The organism is Streptococcus parauberis NCFD 2020, assembly GCF_000187935.1.
Taxonomy (GTDB): domain Bacteria; phylum Bacillota; class Bacilli; order Lactobacillales; family Streptococcaceae; genus Streptococcus; species Streptococcus parauberis.
This window is the reverse complement of sequence record NZ_AEUT02000001.1, coordinates 479,574-497,769: the sequence shown is the minus strand read 5'-3', so window position 1 is coordinate 497,769 and position 18,196 is coordinate 479,574. Positions and strand designations below refer to the sequence as shown.

Here is an 18,196-nt window from a genome sequence, read left to right as displayed (position 1 = left end):
TCTCCTCTACTTTTCTTTATTAATCTTCTCTTAACATTGGTGGTTGGAAATAATGTTTACGACAAACCGGTATATAAGTTTCATTTCCACCGATTTGAATTTGCTCCCCAGCATAGACTGGAACACCATCTTTCATCCGAAGTTGCATTATAGCCTTTTTACTACAATATTGACAAATTGTCTTAATTTCCTCAATCTTATCAGCTAAAAGAAGTAGATATTTCGATCCTTCAAAAAGCTCATTTTGGAAATCATTTTTAAGACCAAAAGCCATAACTGGAACACCTAAATCATCTACCACACGGGCTAAATCATAAACATTTCCTTTGGACAAAAATTGGCACTCATCAATCAAGACACAATATGGTTTTTGAACTAAACCATCAACATATGAATAGATATCCATTTGATCATTGATGGGAATTGCTTGGCGCTTCATACCAATCCTACTGGAAACTATGCCAAAACCATCTCTTGTATCTAAAGAACTGGTCATGATAACAACAGGTTTGCCCTGCTCCTCATAATTGTGTGCTACTTTTAAAATCTCAATCGTCTTGCCAGAATTCATTGTCCCATACTTGTAGTATAATTGAGCCAAACTTAGGATCCTACCTTCTTTATTTATCTAAACTATTTTATCACAAAAGTCGTCTTTTGGCGATTGCCTTTGACCTTAAATGATTATTTAAAAACGTTTACATTGTTTTTCATTTTTAGCTATAAAAAGCTGAAATCACTAGGCAATGGGATATGAAAATGGTAAAATATAGAAAGAAAGAAGGAGACAATAATGCCATTTGTAACTATTGATTTATTTGAAGGTCGTACACAAGAACAAAAGATTCAATTAGCTCGTGAAGTCACTGATGTTGTTTCTCGTATTGCGAAAGCACCAAAAGAAAATATTCATGTTATGATTAATGATATGCCAGAAGGAACTTACTTCCCAGCTGGTGAGATGAAATTAAAAAACTAAAATTTTTGGGGGCTTCTATGCCCCTTTTATATATTCTGGCCACTTAAACTAGAAAGGATATCAAATGATTGCCAAAGAAAAATTACGTATGATGGGAACCATCATTGATATAGAAATTAATTCTCAAAACGCTGACCAACAAATGGTCACTGTCTGTCAATTATTAGAGACCTACAAAAATCGTTTTAGTGCCAATGATGATGATTCGGAGTTAATGGCAATTAATCATGCGGCCGGTAAAGAACCTGTTTCTGTCCATCCCAATCTCTATGAACTAATTGAAATTGGAAAAGAAAACAGTTTTGGCGATTCTAATAATCTCAATATTGCCATCGGTCCACTAGTGCAAACATGGCGAATTGGTTTTTCCGATGCTAATTTACCTGAAGATGATAAAATCCAAGAGGCCCTAGCACTTACTAATCCAAATAATATCCAGCTATTTCCTGAAACTAAGTCTGTTTTTCTTACTAAAGAAGGAATGAAAATTGACTTAGGAGCTTTAGCCAAGGGTTATATAGCTGATAAAATTATGAATTTTCTAATTGAGGATGGCATTTATTCTGCCTTATTAAATCTAGGTGGAAATGTCTTAGTTCATGGTAAAAATAAAAACAGACCCGATGGTCGTTTCTATATTGGAATTCAAAATCCTGGTAAAAAACGAGGTGTTAATCTAGGCATAGTCAAAATTGAGAATCAATCAGTTGTGACATCAGGTGTTTACGAACGTCACTTAACAGTCAACGACAAAGATTATCATCATATATTTGACCGTGAAACTGGTTATCCCATTGAAACTGATATGGCAAGCCTAACTATTATTGCGGAAAAGTCCTTGGATTGTGAAATCTGGACGACACGTCTTTTTGGCCTAAATCCAATGCAAGCATTTCATATCATCAATGGCTTATCTGGTGTTGAAGGTATAATTGTTACTACTCATGGAACCTTGGCCAAAACCGACGGTCTTAAAAGTAATTTCCACTACTTATATTAAAGAAAAAAGCTCAGTTATGAACTGAGCTTTTTGGTTTATTTGTGATTTTTGTTAAAGACAAGATTTAAAACTACGGCTGTTACTGTTGCAATGACAATTCCGTTTGTAAGGAACATGTTAGCTGTTGATGGTAAACTTACAAATAAGTTTGTCCCATTGAATCCGACACCTGCTGAGATCGATACCGCTGCGATAATGAAATTATGTTCATTGCCCGCAAAATCGACACGGATTAACATTTGCATTCCTTGAAGTGCAACCATTCCAAATAGAACTAACATTGCGCCACCAAGTACTGGGCTTGGAATCATTTGAGCAAGGGCACCAAATTTTGGCAAAAGACCAATGACAATCAAGAAGATTGCTGTGTAGTATATTGGTCGGCGAGTTTTTATGCCTGATAAACGGACAAGACCAACATTTTGTGAGAAACCAGTGTAAGGGAAGGTGTTGAAAAGTCCGCCAAGTAAGACAGCCATACCTTCGGCACGGTATCCATTACGTAAACGTGTGCTATCAAGTGTATCACCAGTAATGTCAGATAAAGCAAGGTACACACCTGTTGATTCAACCATTGAGACAATAGCAATGATACACATCATGACAATTGATGTGATTTCAAATTTAGGCGCTCCAAAGTAAAATGGTGTTGGAATATGAAGCCATGGCGCACTAGCCACTGCTGAAGTATCAACGAGACCCATGGAAGCAGCAATAATTGTTCCTGAGATCAAACCAATTAAAATGGCAATTGATTTAATAAAGCCAGTCGCAAATTTTTGAGTAGCAAGGATAATGAAGATTGTGGCGAAAGCTAAAATAATACTTTGTCCTGTTGGTTTAGGAGTATTGTTACCCATATTACCCATTGCCACTGGAATTAAAGACAAGCCAATTGTTGTAATAACTGAACCCGTTACAATTGGAGGGAAGAACCGTGCAACTTTTGAAAAGATGCCTGCAATTAAGATAACAAAGATACCTGAAGCAATTAAGGCACCAAACATAGCTCCTGAACCTTGGTGTGCACCAATAATAGATAAAGGTGCAACTGATTGGAAGGCACAGCCTAAAACGACTGGTAAGCCGACACCGAACTGCTTATTTAGTTGCAATTGCAAGAATGTCGCAACCCCACACATAAAAATGTCAGTTGAAATTAAGTAAGTTAATTCTTTTGCAGAATAACCTAGGGCTCCTGCAATCATGATGGGAACTAAAATTGAACCAGCATACATGGATAAAAGATGCTGCAAGCCTAAAACGGCTGATTGTGAGTGTGAGTGTTGCTCTGTACTTGACATTATGCGTCTGCCTCCATAAAATTTAATTTACCATTGTCAAAGTTTTTGATACGTGCCAACGAGGTAACCCTAACACCTTGGTTTTCAATGACTTGACGTCCATCTTGGAATGATTTTTCAATCACAATACCAACGCCTGCAATCGATGCACCGGCTTGGCTAATAATTTCAATCAGACCTTTGGCAGCTTGGCCATTGGCCAAAAAATCATCGATAATCAAGACTTTGTCATTGCTATTTAAGAAACGCCCTGCAATTGAAACCGTACTAGTGACTTGTTTAGTAAATGAATAAACTTCTGCTGTTAAAATACCTTCAGTCATAGTAATGTTTTTATGCTTTTTAGCAAAGATCATTGGAACATCTAAAGCTTCAGCAACATAAACAGCTGGAGCAATACCAGATGCTTCTATTGTAACGACCTTAGTAATTCCTGCATCAGCATAGGCTTTTGCAAAAACATTCCCAATTTCTTTCATCAATTTGTAATCAACTTGGTGAGTCAAAAAGCTATCAACTTTTAAAATGTTTTCGCCTAGGATGTTACCGTCTTTAATCATACGGTCTTCAAGTAGTTTCATAAAAATCCTTTCTTAAAAAAGCAAAAAAAGCTCGCCGCAAAGCAAAAGGGAAAAACCCTTTGCTTTGCAAGGTTAGAAACCAAGCAAGCTTTTTAAGCTCACTTATTGTTAGACATTACGGTGTCTTGTAGAAACACTGCGCCAATTCACAGTATAAATAAGTAATATATTTTATTAGTTATAAATGTAATACAATATAGTCTACACTAGAATAGTCTACTTTGCAATAGCAATTATATCTGATCACCATTCCAGATAGAATTTTTAACGATAACATAGTCAACACGACGAAGTCCATCCAAATCAGTACCACCAGCATATGAGATTGAAGACTGCAAGTCCTGACGCATTTCAATCAAAGTATCTGCTAAATGACCTTTTGTTGGTAAGAGAATTTTCTTACCTTCAACGTTTTTATGTTCACCTTTTTGGTATTCTGACGCTGAACCATAATATTCTTTAAATGATTCCCCATCAATTTCAACTGTTTTACCAGGACTTTCAACATGTCCAGCAAATAATGAACCAATCATGACCATTGTTGCACCAAAACGAATTGATTTAGCAATGTCACCGTGTGTGCGGATTCCGCCGTCAGCAATAATTGGTTTTCGAGCAGCTTTAGCACACCAACGAAGAGCAGCTAATTGCCATCCACCAGTTCCAAAACCTGTTTTAACTTTTGTGATACATACTTTACCTGGGCCAATACCAACTTTAGTAGCATCAGCACCAGCATTTTCTAATTCACGAACTGCTTCAGGAGTTCCGACATTTCCAGCAATAACAAAAGTTTCTGGTAATTCTTTTTTGATGTGTTTTATCATATCAATAACACTGTTAGCATGACCATGGGCAATATCAATCGTAATGAATTCTGGGGCATCATCTTTAAGGGATGTTACAAAATCATACTCATAAGTTTTAACACCTACAGAGATTGAAGCAATTAAATCTTGCTCATGCATGCGTTTAATAAAAGGTTTTCTACTTGCTTCGTCAAAACGATGCATAATATAAAAATAACCATTTTTTGCAAATTGTTCTGCGATAGATTCGTCCATAATTGTCTGCATATTTGCAGGAATTACTGGCAATTTAAATGTGTACTTACCAAGTTTAACACTTGTATCTGCTTCTGAGCGACTGTTGATGATACATTTGTTAGGTATCAATTGGATATCTTCATAATCAAATACAGGCATGTCATTAAACATAAGGTTTCTCCTTTTGAAAGCAATCTAGGACTACTTTTCTCTTTAAAATGACCATCCTATGACCTCTTGTTAAAGAGGCATCGCTAGGTAAAAAACTTACCCTTCCTCATAGTAGTTTATACTTACGTTATTTTTTTGTCAAATTATTTTAAAAAATTTATATTAACGTTCGGAAATTATAAAAAATCTAGCTCAATTGAACTAGACCAAAATAACAAACAATACTGGTTAATCGCTCAAATCCTGTCCGTTTGATGCAATTACTTTTTTATACCAATAGAATGAATCTTTTCTATAACGTTTTTGCGTTTTCAAATCAAACTCATCACGGTCAACATAAATGAAGCCATAACGTTTTTTAATACCTTCGTGAGTTGAAATTAAATCTATAGCTGACCATGGGTTGTATCCAAGCATTTCAACACCATCAGAAATCGCTTCTTGAATTTGCGCAATATGGGCACGTAAATACTCGATACGATATGGATCATGGATTTTCCCATCTTCTGTAAGGGTATCGTATGCACCCAAGCCATTTTCGGTTACTAAGAGTGGTAATTGGTATCGGTCATAAATCGTACGAAGAGTTGCACGGAAACCAATAGGGTCAATTTCCCATCCGAACTCAGTTTTAGGCAAGTTAGGATTAGATACTGCACGGTAGTAACCAGGTTCAGTCAACATTTTTTGTTGGTCAGACTCTTCTTCTCCCAATGCGAAGTCTTCTGCACAATATTCAACTGTCGATGAATTGTAGTAGTTGAAAGCAATGAAGTCAGGTTTAGCATTTTTCAGAGCTTCTGCATCACCGTCTCTAAATGTTGGTTGTGCATCATGGTGTTCAAGATATGCCCAAACCAAATTGTTATAACGTCCATGCACAGCCATGTCCAAATAGAGCCAGTTACGGATAGCATTGGCATTTTGTGATGCAATCACATCTTCTGGTTTATTAGTGTTAGCATAGATTAGTGAGATGTTTGGAGCAGGACCAATTTTTGCATCGGGCAACATATCATGACACATTACCATTGCTTTAGCTTGTGCTACTAATTGGTAGTGGTTTTGTTGGTAGATTTCACGTTTGATATTTGTTGTACCTTCTGGTAAGAACAAAGTACCAATAACTGGACCAGCTAAAGTAAGGACGTTTTGTTCATTGATTGTTAGCCAATATTTAACGCGATCGCCAAAGCTTTCAAACATTAATTTAGCAAACTCTAAGAACCATTCAACGGAATCAGGATTTCCCCATGAGCCACGATTATCAAGAGCTGCAGGCATATCAAAGTGGAACATTGTTACAATTGGTTGAATGTCATATTTAAGACATTCATCAATTAATTGATTATAAAATTCGACACCTTCTTGGTTAACACGACCGGTTCCTTCAGGAAGTAGGCGAGACCAAGAAATAGAAAAACGATAAGATTTGAAGCCCATTTCTGCCATAAGGGCGATGTCTTCTTTAAAATGATGGTAATGATCGACTGAAACAGATAAGTCTGACGTTCCTTCTGGAATTTCTTTGACATCTTGACATGAAGGGCCTTTACCATGTTCTAAGGCTGCTCCTTCAACTTGATATGCTGATGTAGAGGCACCCCAGAAAAAGTCCTCTGGAAATGGTTTTAAAGTTTTATGAAACATGTGGTCGTCTCCTTTTATGTGATTACTGATATTATATCTTGCTTTGAAGATTAAATCTAATGATATACAAGGCTTTCATAATATTATCCTATGGTAATAAAAAAAGAGCTATCTAGCTCTTTTTTATTTTACTTAATCAATTTTTCTTTAACAAGGTAATCATGTGCTACTTTACTAGCATCTTTTCCTTGAACAGAAACCTGGTAATTCATTTTTTGCATTTCTTCCTCAGTAATTTTACCTGATAACTTATTGAGGATTTCCTTAATTTCGGGGTGCTTCTTAACTAGTTCTCCTTTCATCAAAGGAGCCCCTTGGTATGGAGGAAAGAGATGCTTATCATCTTCAAGAACTTGCAATTTATACTTAGTCAATTCAGCATCTGTCGAGTAGGCATCCGTAACTTGAATCTTGCCCGACTCGATAGCTTGATAACGCAAAGCTGGCTCCATTGTTGACACTTGTAAATTCAACCCATACACATCTTGCAACCCCTTGTTCCCATCAGGACGGTCCTTAAATTCCAAAGTAAAACCAGCTTTTAATTCAGATTGATATTTTTTCAGATCAGAAATTGTCTTAATTTTCTTTTCTTGTGCTAGCTTTTGCGGAATAGCTACCGCATAAGTATTTTGGTATCGGAATGGTTTCAAGAAAGCCAGATGATCTTGTTTAGCAATTCCATCTTTTGCATCATAATAAACTGTTTTAGGATTGTTAGATAAAGCAGGCTTTTTATTGAGCAGACTTGATGTAATGGTACCAGTGAATTCAGGATAGATATCAATGTCACCAGACTTAACAGCTTGATATAGGAAAGTTGTTTTACCAAAATTAGGTTTTAACTCAACGTTTAAGTCAGATTGATCTTCAATCATTTCTTTATAGATATTGATGAGAATCTCTGGCTCGGCGCCTAATTTACCAGCAATTGTAATGGTATCGGATTTCTTACCAATAGAATTAACAATGCTTGGTAAATATGATGAAAATAAACCAAGAACAATAACGGTAAAAGCATAGATAATTTTCTTGAGTGAAGCTTTTTCAAGATATTGCAAAATGGTATTAAATAAGATAGCTAAGATTGCTGAAGAAATAGCACCAATTAAAATCAGGTTCGGATTATTTCGGTCAATCCCCAAAAGGATAAAGGATCCGAGTCCACCTGCACCAATTAAAGCAGCTAAGGTAGCTGTCCCAATAATCATAACAGCAGATGTACGGACACCAGACATGATAACTGGCATAGCTATTGGAATTTCAAATTTTTTCAGTCTCTCCCATTTGGTCATCCCGAAGGCTGTCCCTGCTTCTACCAGACTTGGTTCAATCCCATTTAAACCAGTAATCGTATTTTGGACAATTGGGAAAATGGCATAAATAACTAAAGCTGTTACTGCCGGCACTGTACCAATCCCCATCAGTGGAATAAACAAACCAAGTAATGCTAATGAGGGAATAGTCTGGAAGATACCTGTAATTTGTAAAACTATATCTGACCATCGTTTACTTTTACTGAGCAAACTTGCTAATGGGATACCAATTATAATAGCAATCAAAAGTGCTACTAGTGAAATTTGTAAATGTTCGAGTAAGGCTTTGGTCCATTCACCAAATCTGTCTTGGAAGGTCATGAATAAATTAGTCATTCTCATCACCTCCGAAAAGACTGGCTACAAAATCATTAGCTGGATTAGCAATGATTGCTTCTGGTGTATCCACTTGGATAATTTGTCCTTTATCTAAAATAGCAACGCGATCACCTAATTTGATAGCCTCCTTAATATCATGCGTAACAAAAACAATCGTCATATCAAACTCACGATGTAAATCTAACATTAAATCTTGTAATTGTTTTTTGGAGATAGGATCTAAAGCAGAAAACGGTTCATCCATTAACAGAATTCTAGGATAAGAGATGATAGCACGCACTATACCAACCCGTTGTTGTTCACCACCTGACAGATCTTTTGGATAACGATCCATGTATTCTTCTGGATTAAGGCCAACCTTAGATAAGAATTCTTTTGTTTTAGTTGAAATTTCTGCTTCTGTCCACTTCTTCATTTCCGGCACAAGGGCAATATTTTCAGCCACTGTCAGATTTGGAAAGAGGGCAATCTGTTGCAATACATAGCCCATCGACAAACGCATTTCCCTTAAATCATAATCTTTCTGTGGTTTTTTATTAAGGAGAATTTCCCCCGAACTCGGCTCAATTAAACAATTAATCATTTTCAACAAAGTTGTTTTACCAGAACCAGATGATCCGACTAAAACATAAAATTCTCGATCATTGACTTGAAAGCTTTGCTCATGTAGAACTGCTGTGACACCAAATACTTTTGATACTTTATTAAATCGAATCATAAATTCTCCATTTCTTTAACTAAATAAGTTGTATATTTTTTCAGTAGTTTAACAAACTGTTCCCTTTCTTCAACAGCTAAGGAGGCAATTGCTACTAGTTCAATTTTTTCCATAGGAATAATGATTTCTTGAGCAAAAACATTCCCCTTTGCAGTTAGCATGATGACTTTTTGTCGTCGATCATCTTCATATTCCTGCATCGTAACATAACCTTTTTGAAGCCAAGTTTTGATTGTTGCATTTATGACTTGCTTAGTTGACAAAGTCCTATTACTCAAATATTTTTGAGTTACACCTTTGGGATTATTATAAATCCATAATAAGATTTGTAAACTTTTACCTTGCAAACCATGTTGTCTAGCATACAATTCGTAAATACTCTTATAACTATCAAAAGATTTAAATAATTCCCTGGACATTTTTGTTAATTCCATAATTTATCTCCTACACTAAAACTACTGCTTTTCCAAATCCTTTATCTCCTTCAATAAAGATATGTGCATCCGCAACTTCCTCTAATTTGAAAACTTTCGGTTTTGGAATGGTTACCTTATTATCATCGACATAATCTAATAATTCTTGAATTTGTAATTGTGAGACATTCCCAGAGTAGAAAGTTGTTAAATAGATATTATTAGACAAAGCCACTATTGGATCGAATTCCTCTAGATACCACTGATAACCCAGTTGCCCACAAGAACAAATGATACCTCCCTTAGACATGTGACTAATACTATTATTTATTGTTTTTGGCCCAATTAATTCTAGAACTTTTGTAAATAATAAATCTGTTTGTAGTTTACCATCTTGATCAAAAATGATTTGGTCATAGCCTAGTTCTAATAGTTGTTTTTCTTTGGTTATAGATCTGACACTAGCGATGACTTTTATTTTGGGATATTTGGCTTTGACTAAATTTAAAAAAGCTATCCCAAGAGCAGATGCACCTGCTCTGACTAATACAGTATCACCAGCTGAAATTTTCAACTGTTTCATCGCACCAAAGGCTGTATAAAAGGATTCAGGTAAACTAACCAATTGATCTAAAGGAAGTTGACTAGTAATTGGATAAATATGTTGATCGGGGATTAAGACATATTCAGCATAGGAACCATCATAAGCCCTCCCCATTTCGCCCATAATGGAAAGAATTAATTGTCCTTTTTCTAATGAACAATTAGAACTTGCTTCTTCCATAATTCCAACACATTCAATCCCTAATACTCTGGGGAAAGTGACATTTGGTGAAAAACCTTGTCTTGTAAAAATTTCAGAGCGATTTATCCCAAATCCAAGAATTTTTATCAGTGACCACCCTTCTTTAACAGATGGTTTTGGTATTTTAACTAGTTTCAACACCTCAGGTCCACCAGCTTTTGAAACTTGAATAGCTTTCATATGAACCTCCAATATTTTACCTTTAGTCTATAGTTTCATTAAAAATAAGTCAATTATTTTGACTATTTCATCCTTAGAAGTTGATAGATGATATTTACCAATTTTAGAAAGTTTATCAAATAAAAAAAGTCGGTGTTTTCACCGACTCTCATTATAGAAGTTCTAATTTTTCAAAAGCATTATAGAGACCATCTTCTTCTACATCATCTGTAATCATGTCTGCCATAGCTAATATTTCTGGGCCACCATTACCCATTGATACACCAATTTCACAAAACTCAAGCATTGGAATATCAATTTTTGCATCACCAAAAGCAATAGTGTCTTTTTTATCTTTTTGTAAATGTTTTAAAATAACATCAATAGCGTGAGCTTTGTTAATATCCTTAACACCTAGGTCACCAAAAAGAGCTGTTTCACCACGTCCACCCCAGGTGTTTGCTACAAGCTCAGGAAATTCTTCTTTTGAATCCAAATGATCTTGATAAGAATTTAGGATAAAAGATACTTTATTTAAATCATCACGATAGAGTTCACCACCATAAACGAGACCATGCAAGGCATCTTCTGCTTCCATTCCTTGAACTTCCTCTTCGGTCTTGCCTTTACGCATAACATAGGTACGCAATACCGGACGGGCAGCTTCTTTAAAGTTCTCACTGGCAAATAGCCCGTTGTTTGATTCCAAATAAAATTCTAAACCACGTTCATGTAACCAATAAACGATATGTTTAGCTTCTTCTTTAGAAATTAATTGGTGCATAATAACTTGTTCATGGTATTCAACATATGAACCATTGCCACCAATCATGCCGTCGATGCCCATATCCCAAATCTCATTTTGCATTTCTGCACGGCTCCGACCTGTACACACAAAAACAATATGACCATTTGCACGCGCTGCTTGAATAGCTTTAACTGCAGATTCCGGGATCTGGTTATGATAATCAACTAAAGTTCCATCAACATCTAAAAAGATAATTTTATTTGACATATTTCACCTCATATTTTTCTTAACTACATTATACTATGCTATAAAGATTTGATTCTAGGCTTTTAGTGTGAATTTATAATACTATCCTATGGTCATCTCCTCCGCTTAAAAAAAGAACAGTAGAATTGCTATTTCAGAAAAAAGTCGCTATCATTGTAGTATGATGAATCCTTACAATGTATTAGCACTGAATCCAAATCAAGATGCAGAGCTCGAATCACTATACAAAACTCTTGAAGAACATTTTTCTCATTTATTCCATCTTACCATATCTTCTACTTTTTCTATGGAAAAAAGCAGAGACTTCCAAGCAGTATTTCTACCTAAAAATGATGATAGGCTACTGCTTCCACAATTGATATTCAGTACAGCTGAGCTAAGCAATTCTCATTTGGTCTATAAAGAAAATTTAGTTGAGATGAAACAATTTTCAGCACTAAATGTTAAACTAACAAATTTTTATTTTACGATTGCAAATCAAATGATCAATGCTCATCCTTTTCAAGTCAGATTAGCTGACCAAACAGGAACAATTATTAGGCATAACCATCAATTTAATGGTAGCTTTTTCGAAGATGACAATCTAAAAATTGAATCTTGGATTCAAAAACAGTTGGTCAAACCAAATGGAATTGACCAGAAACACTTTTTATTACCTTCAGCATCGGCTGATCACATCTATTATCAATCCTATTATGCCTTAAAAGATGAGCAGGGCACCTACCTTGGAAGTTTGGATTATGTTCAGGATATAAAACCTATCTTGGCTGATTACTTGGAAGAAACAGCGCAAGCTATTGTGGGATGGTCTGATGTGACTTCTGGTCCTTCCATTTCTGATGATTTTTAAATTGCTCTGCAATTAGAAAAGCCTTAATCAAAGATTAAGGCTTTTTGTTATGAAATAGCTTTTCGATTTTTTAAGATAAGGATGTTAATAAAGGTAATGACGACAAAGACTAAAATAAAGTAGACTCCATTACGGGCTCCAAAGCTTTCGCCATTTACTTGACCACTGGCTTGTCCAATAGCAAAAAACTGAGAGGCAACGGCTGTCGCAAAGGCTCCTGCAAATTGTTGTAAAGTGTTTAAAACGCTGTTACCATCAGCTTCTAGGTTCTTTTCCAGTTTCGTAAGTGCAGATGTTATCATGTTACTTGCACCAACACCCATCCCCGCTTTAACTAGGATATCTGAAACTAACAAGAAGAGGGCTGATTTGCCCATCAAGGCAATCGTCATAAAAGCGAGTCCAATAATAGCAAGGGATAATCCCAAAACAAGTGGCTTAAAGGCACCCAGCCGATCTAAGATATGTCCTGATAGTGGGTAGAGTATTGCTGCTAAGATAGCACCAGGGAACATAAAGAGTCCAGCTTGTACTGAACTTAGGTTGAGGACAAGCTGCAAATGATTAGGCAAGATGAATGATAGAGCTAGAGGAATCATTTGATAGGTCAATACACCCAGTAATAGAATTAAGTAGGTTGTGTTCTTAAAGACTTGCAAATTCAATAACATTTTTTTCTTGTTGAAGAAATAAAACAAAACAAATGACAGCATGCTGACTATAAATAGGATCACTGAAAGTTTTTCAATAGATATCAATAAAGTTGATAAGGCAATCCCTAGTACACCAAATGCCAACCAATTGACTTTTTCAATTATCAGAACATCACGATTGGGAATTGATTTGAGACCAAAGAATGTAGATAAAAGGATTAGTGGAAAAAGTGTTACGAAAATCATTTGCCATCCCATGTAAGCCAGGATAATTCCCCCATAACTTGGTCCAATTGCTGGAGCTAATGAGGTAGTCATGGTCGCCACTCCCATCACTAACCCTCTTTTTTCAAATTCAACCCGACTCATGATGATATGAAAGAGCAATGGTAAGGCAATCCCAGTCCCCATTCCTTGAAGAATTCGACCAATCAGTAAAATTGATAAAGTAGGGGCAATACTGTCGATAGCCATCCCAATTAAAAATAGACTATTAGCTAAAATAAAAATATAGCGTTCAGAGTAGTTCCTAATTAAATAAGCTGATAAGGGTACAATACATGCTACTGCTAGCAAATTAGCTGTGGTTAGCCACTGAATCGCAGCGGGTCCAACTGAAAATAGAGACATTAATTCTGGGAAAGTGACATTCATTGATGTTTCAATTAAGACACCACAGAAACTTAAAATAGCCGTGGAAATAATTGCTGGCATCACATGCCATTGTTTTGTATTCATAGTTACCTCATTTAAGATTGATGTTTAAAAGTTATTAGAGCCAGACAAAAGGGTACTTGAATATATCTAAGCACCCATTTAATTGTTGCAATTAAAATTATATTTTCTGTCTGTCAAAGCTCTATCTATTTTATCAAATATCAGGACTAATGAAAAGTATCTTTTATTAATTTTTAATCTCTATGAACAGGTTGTGGTCCATAAGATTGACTTACTGGCATGATTTCGATGCGATTGATATTGACATGCTCTGGTTGACTTACAATCCAACTGACTGTATTAGCAATATCAATCGGTTGAATGGCATTAGCACCTTGATAAACAGCATCAACGCGGTTTTCATCACCATTGAAACGAACTGATGAAAATTCAGTTCCTTCACACAAACCTGGTTCAATATTAGTCACTCTAATTTTTGTACCAGCTAAATCAGCTCTAAGGTTTAGTGAAAATTGTTTAACAAAAGCCTTAGTCGCACCATAAATATTACCACCAGGATAAGGGATTGTTCCAGCAGTTGATCCCAAATTAATGATCATCCCACTATTTCTGTCAACCATTTGAGGTAAAATTTGTCGTGTTAAATAGGTCAACCCGATGATGTTGGTATTTATCATCGTCATCCAATCTTCAAAATTAGCTTCATATGCTTTATCAAGTCCAATGGCTAAGCCAGCATTGTTGATTAATAAGTCAATTTGAGACCACTCTTCTGGAAGTGATTTTAAGACTTGGTCAATCATTTCTGTTTTTGTAATATCCATTTGAACAGGATATACTTTATCCTGACCAAAAATGGTTTGTAGTTCAGTTAATTTTTCCAAGCGACGGGCAGCGACGATAATGCGATAGCCATCTTCTATTAATTTTGTAACAATTACTTTTCCAAAACCGGCTGAAGCTCCTGTAACTAAGGCAACTTTATTAGACATATCTTTCTCCTAATTTAAAAGAAAAGCGGATTGACCTCACAAGGAAATCAAGTCCACTCTATCTATTATTTGTTTTCTAAAGCTTGTGCAGCAGTAATAATACCTAATTTGTAGATATCTTCAGCACTAGATCCACGTGATAAATCATTTACAGGTTTATTTAAACCTTGTAAGATTGGTCCAATGGCATCAAACATACCTAAACGTTGTGCAATCTTGTAACCAATGTTTCCTGATTGTAAGTCTGGGAAGATAAATGTGTTAGCTTTACCAGCAACATCTGAATCTGGGGCTTTGATTGCTGCAGTTTCTGGAACAAAGGCAGCGTCGAATTGTAATTCACCATCTAAAGATAATTGTGGCGCTAATTCTTTAGCAATTTTGGTTGCTTCTGTTACTTTATCAACTTGAGGTGCTTTACCTGAACCTTTAGTTGAGAAGCTTAACATAGCAATTTTAGGTTCAATATCAAAAATTTTAGCTGTTTCAGCAGTGTTAACAGCAATTTCAGCTAATTCTTGTGCATTTGGATCAATATTGATAGCACAGTCAGCAAAGATATAACGTTCGTTTGTGTTTTCACGGTTCATTAAGAATACACCTGATGTACGTGAAATACCTGGTTTTGTTTTAATGATTTGAAGAGCTGGACGAACAGTGTCAGCAGTTGAGTGAGCAGCTCCTGAAACCATACCATCAGCAAGACCCATTTTAACTAACATAACACCAAAATAGTTAACGTCTCTTAACATTTTGTCAGCATCTTCTAAAGTTGCTTTACCTTTACGAATTTCAACAAATTCAGCTTTCATTTGTTCAAATTCAGGATAAGATTCTGGATCCATAATGATATATTCTTGATCTTTGAATCCAAGTTGAGTAAGAATTGAATGTATTTCATCAGTTTTACCGAGGATGATTGGTTCTACAAGACCTTCAAATTTTAAACGCGCCGCTGCACGGACAACACGTTCGTCATTTCCTTCAGGAAATACGATTTTCATGTTTTTACCAACAACTTTTTCGCGTAATCCACCGAATAAACTTCTAATATTCATTTTTCTATACCTCTTTTTATTTTTTCTGTAAATCTATGATAACGTTCTCAAAGTCATCTGTCAAATCAATTGCATGTTTACTTTCTTTTTCAGTAAAAGGATCATAAAAATTTAATGAGTGACAATGCAAGGCTTGCCTTGTAATACCAAGGTCTATCCGGCCTCCATAAAGGTCATCACCAAGGAGTGGAAAACCAATATGAGAAAAATGAACTCTGATTTGGTGAGTTCTTCCTGTATGTAGTTTGATGTCAACTAAATGGACATTTTCCGCAAAGCGTCCAACAACTTGGTATGTTGTTTTAGCATACTTGCCCATTGGATCAACTGCTCTAGTAATGATGCTATCTTTTGAACGACCAATTGGTGCAATAATCTCACCGCTATCTGGTAATTGTCCTGGCCCTGAGACTAATGCATAATAATGTTTATCAATAGACCGAGCCTGCAACTGCTTATCTAATCTAGCATGCGCATAGCCATGTTTTGCAAAGAGCATCAATCCACTTGTATCCCTGTCCAATCGAGTAACAATATGGACTTGTTTGTTGGGATAATCTTTTTCAATATAGTAAGCCTTAATAAAATTTGCAATAGTATTTGAATGAATAGCACTTGGAATACTGGCAAACCCAAAAGGTTTATTAATCACCAAAAAATGTTCATCTTCGTATACAATATCCAAAGGATGTGACACAGCTTCTAACTTTTCAAAAGGCAATTCATCTGGAATGTGGATAGTTACAATGTCATTAATATCTAATAAATAGGTGGCATTTTGTTCTTGCTCATTTACGAGAATCTTACCACCACGATATTTAACTTTAGCTAGTAGACCCTTGGAAACGTCATGCCCCTTCAAAAGTGTCTTTACTTTCGTCCGGCGGTCGGCTGTATAATCAAATCTCATGACTCAATTTCACCGATGAAGGCATCTTTAACCCTTTCCCAAAAACTTGTATGACTAGAAGTCGCAACAAAGTTAATTTTCTTTTCATCAATGAAATATTCAACTTTTGTAACGTTCTTTAAATTATAGGTTTTATTATCAATTGAAACAGTATAGATACCAGTTCTTTGCGGAACTAATTCGATTTTATCTTTCTTGGGAATAATCAAAGATGAACCTACAGTCCGAAAAACTAAATTATTCAAACTGGAAATTTCTGTTAATTGTAAAGCTTCAATTGTTGGATGAAGAATTGCACCGCCTAAGGACTTATTATAGGCTGTACTCCCTGTTGGAGTTGAAACCGATAAACCATCTCCACGGAAAGCTTCGAATCGAACATTATTAATAATTACATCTACTACCATTGTTTTTTCGATTCTTTTAATGGTTGCTTCATTCAATGCACGCGCAGTTATCACACGTCCGTCTTCTAGTGAAATTTTTACTTTAAGAATTGGATAAGAGACTTTTTCACCCTTGTCCTTACGTAAGTTCTCAATTAATTTATCAACTTCGAAATCACGATAGTCTGTATAAAACCCAAGGTGACCGGTATGGACACCTACAAACCGTACCTTATCAAGTTCTTTTTCATACATATGAAAGGCAGAAAGGAGCATCCCATCTCCACCAATTGAAATAACGATATCCGGATTCTTTTTTGAGAGGTAGAAATCTGGATCATCTTTAAAAACAGAAAAAAGCTTTGAAGCGACACGCTTACTTTGGTATTTTCCATTAGCTATGATTGCTACACGAGTAGCTTTATCTGTATAATTCATCTGAGTCATCACTGTTTCCTACACCATCACTATAATTACGCGTAACTGGATCAAATAATAGCTGAGCTTCTCTGATATCTTCGCGAATTTTACGCATCTCTTCATCAAGCTCTAAAGCCATTTTTGCAGTTGTCGAAAGTCTTTTTTTAATTTCTTCTGGAAATTCACCTCGATATTTGTAATTCAATGAATGTTCAATTGTTGCCCAAAAGTTCATTGCAAGTGTTCTAATTTGAATCTCAGCTAAAACCTTCTTTTGGCCATCAATTGTATCAACTGGATATTCGACCACCACATGGTACGAACGGTATCCAGAGGATTTCATGTTACGAATATAATCCCGTTCATAAACGATTGACATATCTTTTCTATGGCGTAAAAGATTCAATACCTCATCAATATCATCAACAAATTGAACCATAATTCGGAGACCAGCTATATCTTGAATATCTTGAGCAATGTTCTCTTCGAGGACGCCTCGTAATTGCATTTTTTCTTTAATACTTTCAACAGATTTGACACGACCTGTTACAAATTCTATTGGAGAATAGCGATTTTGTTTACGAAACTGCTTACGAATACCACGTAATTTAATCTTTAGTTCTCCAACCGTTTGGATGTATGGATCCAAAAATTCTTCCCAATCTAGAGGCACGTTGCCACTCCTTTCTTGTCAAAATTTCTTCTTTAATATAAAATTGAAATAACAATTAATTATAGCATAAAACGAAAGCA

Annotated in this window: 19 protein-coding genes and 1 riboswitch; of the genes, 3 read left to right on the top strand and 16 right to left on the bottom strand. The window is 35.7% G+C overall.

Annotated elements, in window-relative coordinates; translation table 11 throughout:
- Nucleotides 1-19: 19 nt before the first annotated feature.
- Nucleotides 20-601: a thymidine kinase gene (locus SPB_RS02465; RefSeq protein WP_003102557.1), complete on the bottom strand. Its 582-nt coding sequence runs from the start codon at nt 599-601 to the stop codon at nt 20-22.
- A gap of 192 nt (nt 602-793) precedes the next feature.
- On the opposite strand from SPB_RS02465, the gene SPB_RS02460 reads away from it, so the two are divergent.
- Nucleotides 794-979, top strand: a complete 186-nt coding sequence (locus tag SPB_RS02460; protein WP_003103505.1) for a 4-oxalocrotonate tautomerase — start codon at nt 794-796, stop codon at nt 977-979.
- Between the two features lie 64 nt (nt 980-1,043).
- Complete coding sequence (locus SPB_RS02455) at nt 1,044-1,979, top strand: FAD:protein FMN transferase (protein WP_003105270.1); 936 nt, start codon at nt 1,044-1,046, stop codon at nt 1,977-1,979.
- A 35-nt stretch (nt 1,980-2,014) separates the two neighbouring features.
- Here the strand turns inward: SPB_RS02455 and SPB_RS02450 are convergent, their stop codons facing one another.
- The 9 genes from SPB_RS02450 to SPB_RS02410 all read right to left on the bottom strand — a co-directional run bounded on the left by SPB_RS02450 (nt 2,015) and on the right by SPB_RS02410 (nt 11,496).
- Nucleotides 2,015-3,283 carry a nucleobase:cation symporter-2 family protein gene (locus SPB_RS02450; protein WP_003106009.1) on the bottom strand — a complete coding sequence of 423 codons (1,269 nt, stop codon included), beginning with the start codon at nt 3,281-3,283 and terminating at the stop codon, nt 2,015-2,017.
- On the bottom strand, nt 3,283-3,864 hold the full coding sequence (locus SPB_RS02445; protein WP_003103086.1) for a xanthine phosphoribosyltransferase: 582 nt from the start codon (nt 3,862-3,864) through the stop codon (nt 3,283-3,285). The genes SPB_RS02450 and SPB_RS02445 overlap by 1 nt, the downstream gene beginning before the upstream one ends.
- A gap of 85 nt (nt 3,865-3,949) precedes the next feature.
- A riboswitch (purine riboswitch) is annotated at nt 3,950-4,045 on the bottom strand.
- A gap of 52 nt (nt 4,046-4,097) precedes the next feature.
- A complete protein-coding gene (gene guaC, locus SPB_RS02440; RefSeq protein WP_003103987.1) occupies nt 4,098-5,081 on the bottom strand; it encodes a GMP reductase in 984 nt (327 codons plus the stop codon).
- Between the two features lie 228 nt (nt 5,082-5,309).
- Nucleotides 5,310-6,731, bottom strand: coding sequence for a glycoside hydrolase family 1 protein (locus SPB_RS02435; RefSeq protein ID WP_003103451.1), 1,422 nt, complete (start codon nt 6,729-6,731; stop codon nt 5,310-5,312).
- A 128-nt stretch (nt 6,732-6,859) separates the two neighbouring features.
- The gene (locus tag SPB_RS02430) at nt 6,860-8,383 is read right to left on the bottom strand and encodes an ABC transporter permease/substrate-binding protein (protein WP_003104769.1); all 1,524 of its coding nucleotides are present in this window, start codon (nt 8,381-8,383) and stop codon (nt 6,860-6,862) included.
- The gene (locus tag SPB_RS02425) at nt 8,376-9,104 is read right to left on the bottom strand and encodes an ABC transporter ATP-binding protein (RefSeq protein WP_003106081.1); all 729 of its coding nucleotides are present in this window, start codon (nt 9,102-9,104) and stop codon (nt 8,376-8,378) included. The genes SPB_RS02430 and SPB_RS02425 overlap by 8 nt, the downstream gene beginning before the upstream one ends.
- On the bottom strand, nt 9,101-9,538 hold the full coding sequence (locus SPB_RS02420; protein WP_003105856.1) for a MarR family winged helix-turn-helix transcriptional regulator: 438 nt from the start codon (nt 9,536-9,538) through the stop codon (nt 9,101-9,103). The genes SPB_RS02425 and SPB_RS02420 overlap by 4 nt, the downstream gene beginning before the upstream one ends.
- A gap of 10 nt (nt 9,539-9,548) precedes the next feature.
- Nucleotides 9,549-10,502 carry a zinc-binding dehydrogenase gene (locus tag SPB_RS02415; protein ID WP_003102796.1) on the bottom strand — a complete coding sequence of 318 codons (954 nt, stop codon included), beginning with the start codon at nt 10,500-10,502 and terminating at the stop codon, nt 9,549-9,551.
- A gap of 151 nt (nt 10,503-10,653) precedes the next feature.
- Nucleotides 10,654-11,496: a Cof-type HAD-IIB family hydrolase gene (locus SPB_RS02410; protein ID WP_003105919.1), complete on the bottom strand. Its 843-nt coding sequence runs from the start codon at nt 11,494-11,496 to the stop codon at nt 10,654-10,656.
- Nucleotides 11,497-11,659: 163 nt separating this feature from the next.
- On the opposite strand from SPB_RS02410, the gene SPB_RS02405 reads away from it, so the two are divergent.
- Complete coding sequence (locus SPB_RS02405) at nt 11,660-12,346, top strand: Na+ driven multidrug efflux pump (RefSeq protein ID WP_254655061.1); 687 nt, start codon at nt 11,660-11,662, stop codon at nt 12,344-12,346.
- A 47-nt stretch (nt 12,347-12,393) separates the two neighbouring features.
- Here SPB_RS02405 and SPB_RS02400 read toward each other — a convergent pair whose 3' ends face one another.
- From SPB_RS02400 to yjbM, 6 genes are all read right to left on the bottom strand, one after another.
- Nucleotides 12,394-13,737: an MFS transporter gene (locus tag SPB_RS02400; RefSeq protein WP_003104345.1), complete on the bottom strand. Its 1,344-nt coding sequence runs from the start codon at nt 13,735-13,737 to the stop codon at nt 12,394-12,396.
- Nucleotides 13,738-13,910: 173 nt separating this feature from the next.
- Nucleotides 13,911-14,669 carry an SDR family NAD(P)-dependent oxidoreductase gene (locus tag SPB_RS02395; RefSeq protein ID WP_003104893.1) on the bottom strand — a complete coding sequence of 253 codons (759 nt, stop codon included), beginning with the start codon at nt 14,667-14,669 and terminating at the stop codon, nt 13,911-13,913.
- 65 nt (nt 14,670-14,734) lie between these two features.
- Complete coding sequence (gene pta / locus SPB_RS02390; RefSeq protein ID WP_003104541.1) at nt 14,735-15,727, bottom strand: phosphate acetyltransferase; 993 nt, start codon at nt 15,725-15,727, stop codon at nt 14,735-14,737.
- Nucleotides 15,728-15,743: 16 nt separating this feature from the next.
- Entirely contained in the window at nt 15,744-16,637 is an 894-nt protein-coding gene (locus SPB_RS02385) for an RluA family pseudouridine synthase (RefSeq protein WP_003105449.1), read from the bottom strand.
- Nucleotides 16,634-17,470 carry an NAD kinase gene (locus tag SPB_RS02380; RefSeq protein ID WP_003102823.1) on the bottom strand — a complete coding sequence of 279 codons (837 nt, stop codon included), beginning with the start codon at nt 17,468-17,470 and terminating at the stop codon, nt 16,634-16,636. Before SPB_RS02380 ends, SPB_RS02385 begins: the two co-directional genes overlap by 4 nt.
- Entirely contained in the window at nt 17,445-18,116 is a 672-nt protein-coding gene (gene yjbM / locus SPB_RS02375) for a GTP diphosphokinase (protein ID WP_003103704.1), read from the bottom strand. Before yjbM ends, SPB_RS02380 begins: the two co-directional genes overlap by 26 nt.
- Between the last annotated feature and the right edge of the window lie 80 nt (nt 18,117-18,196).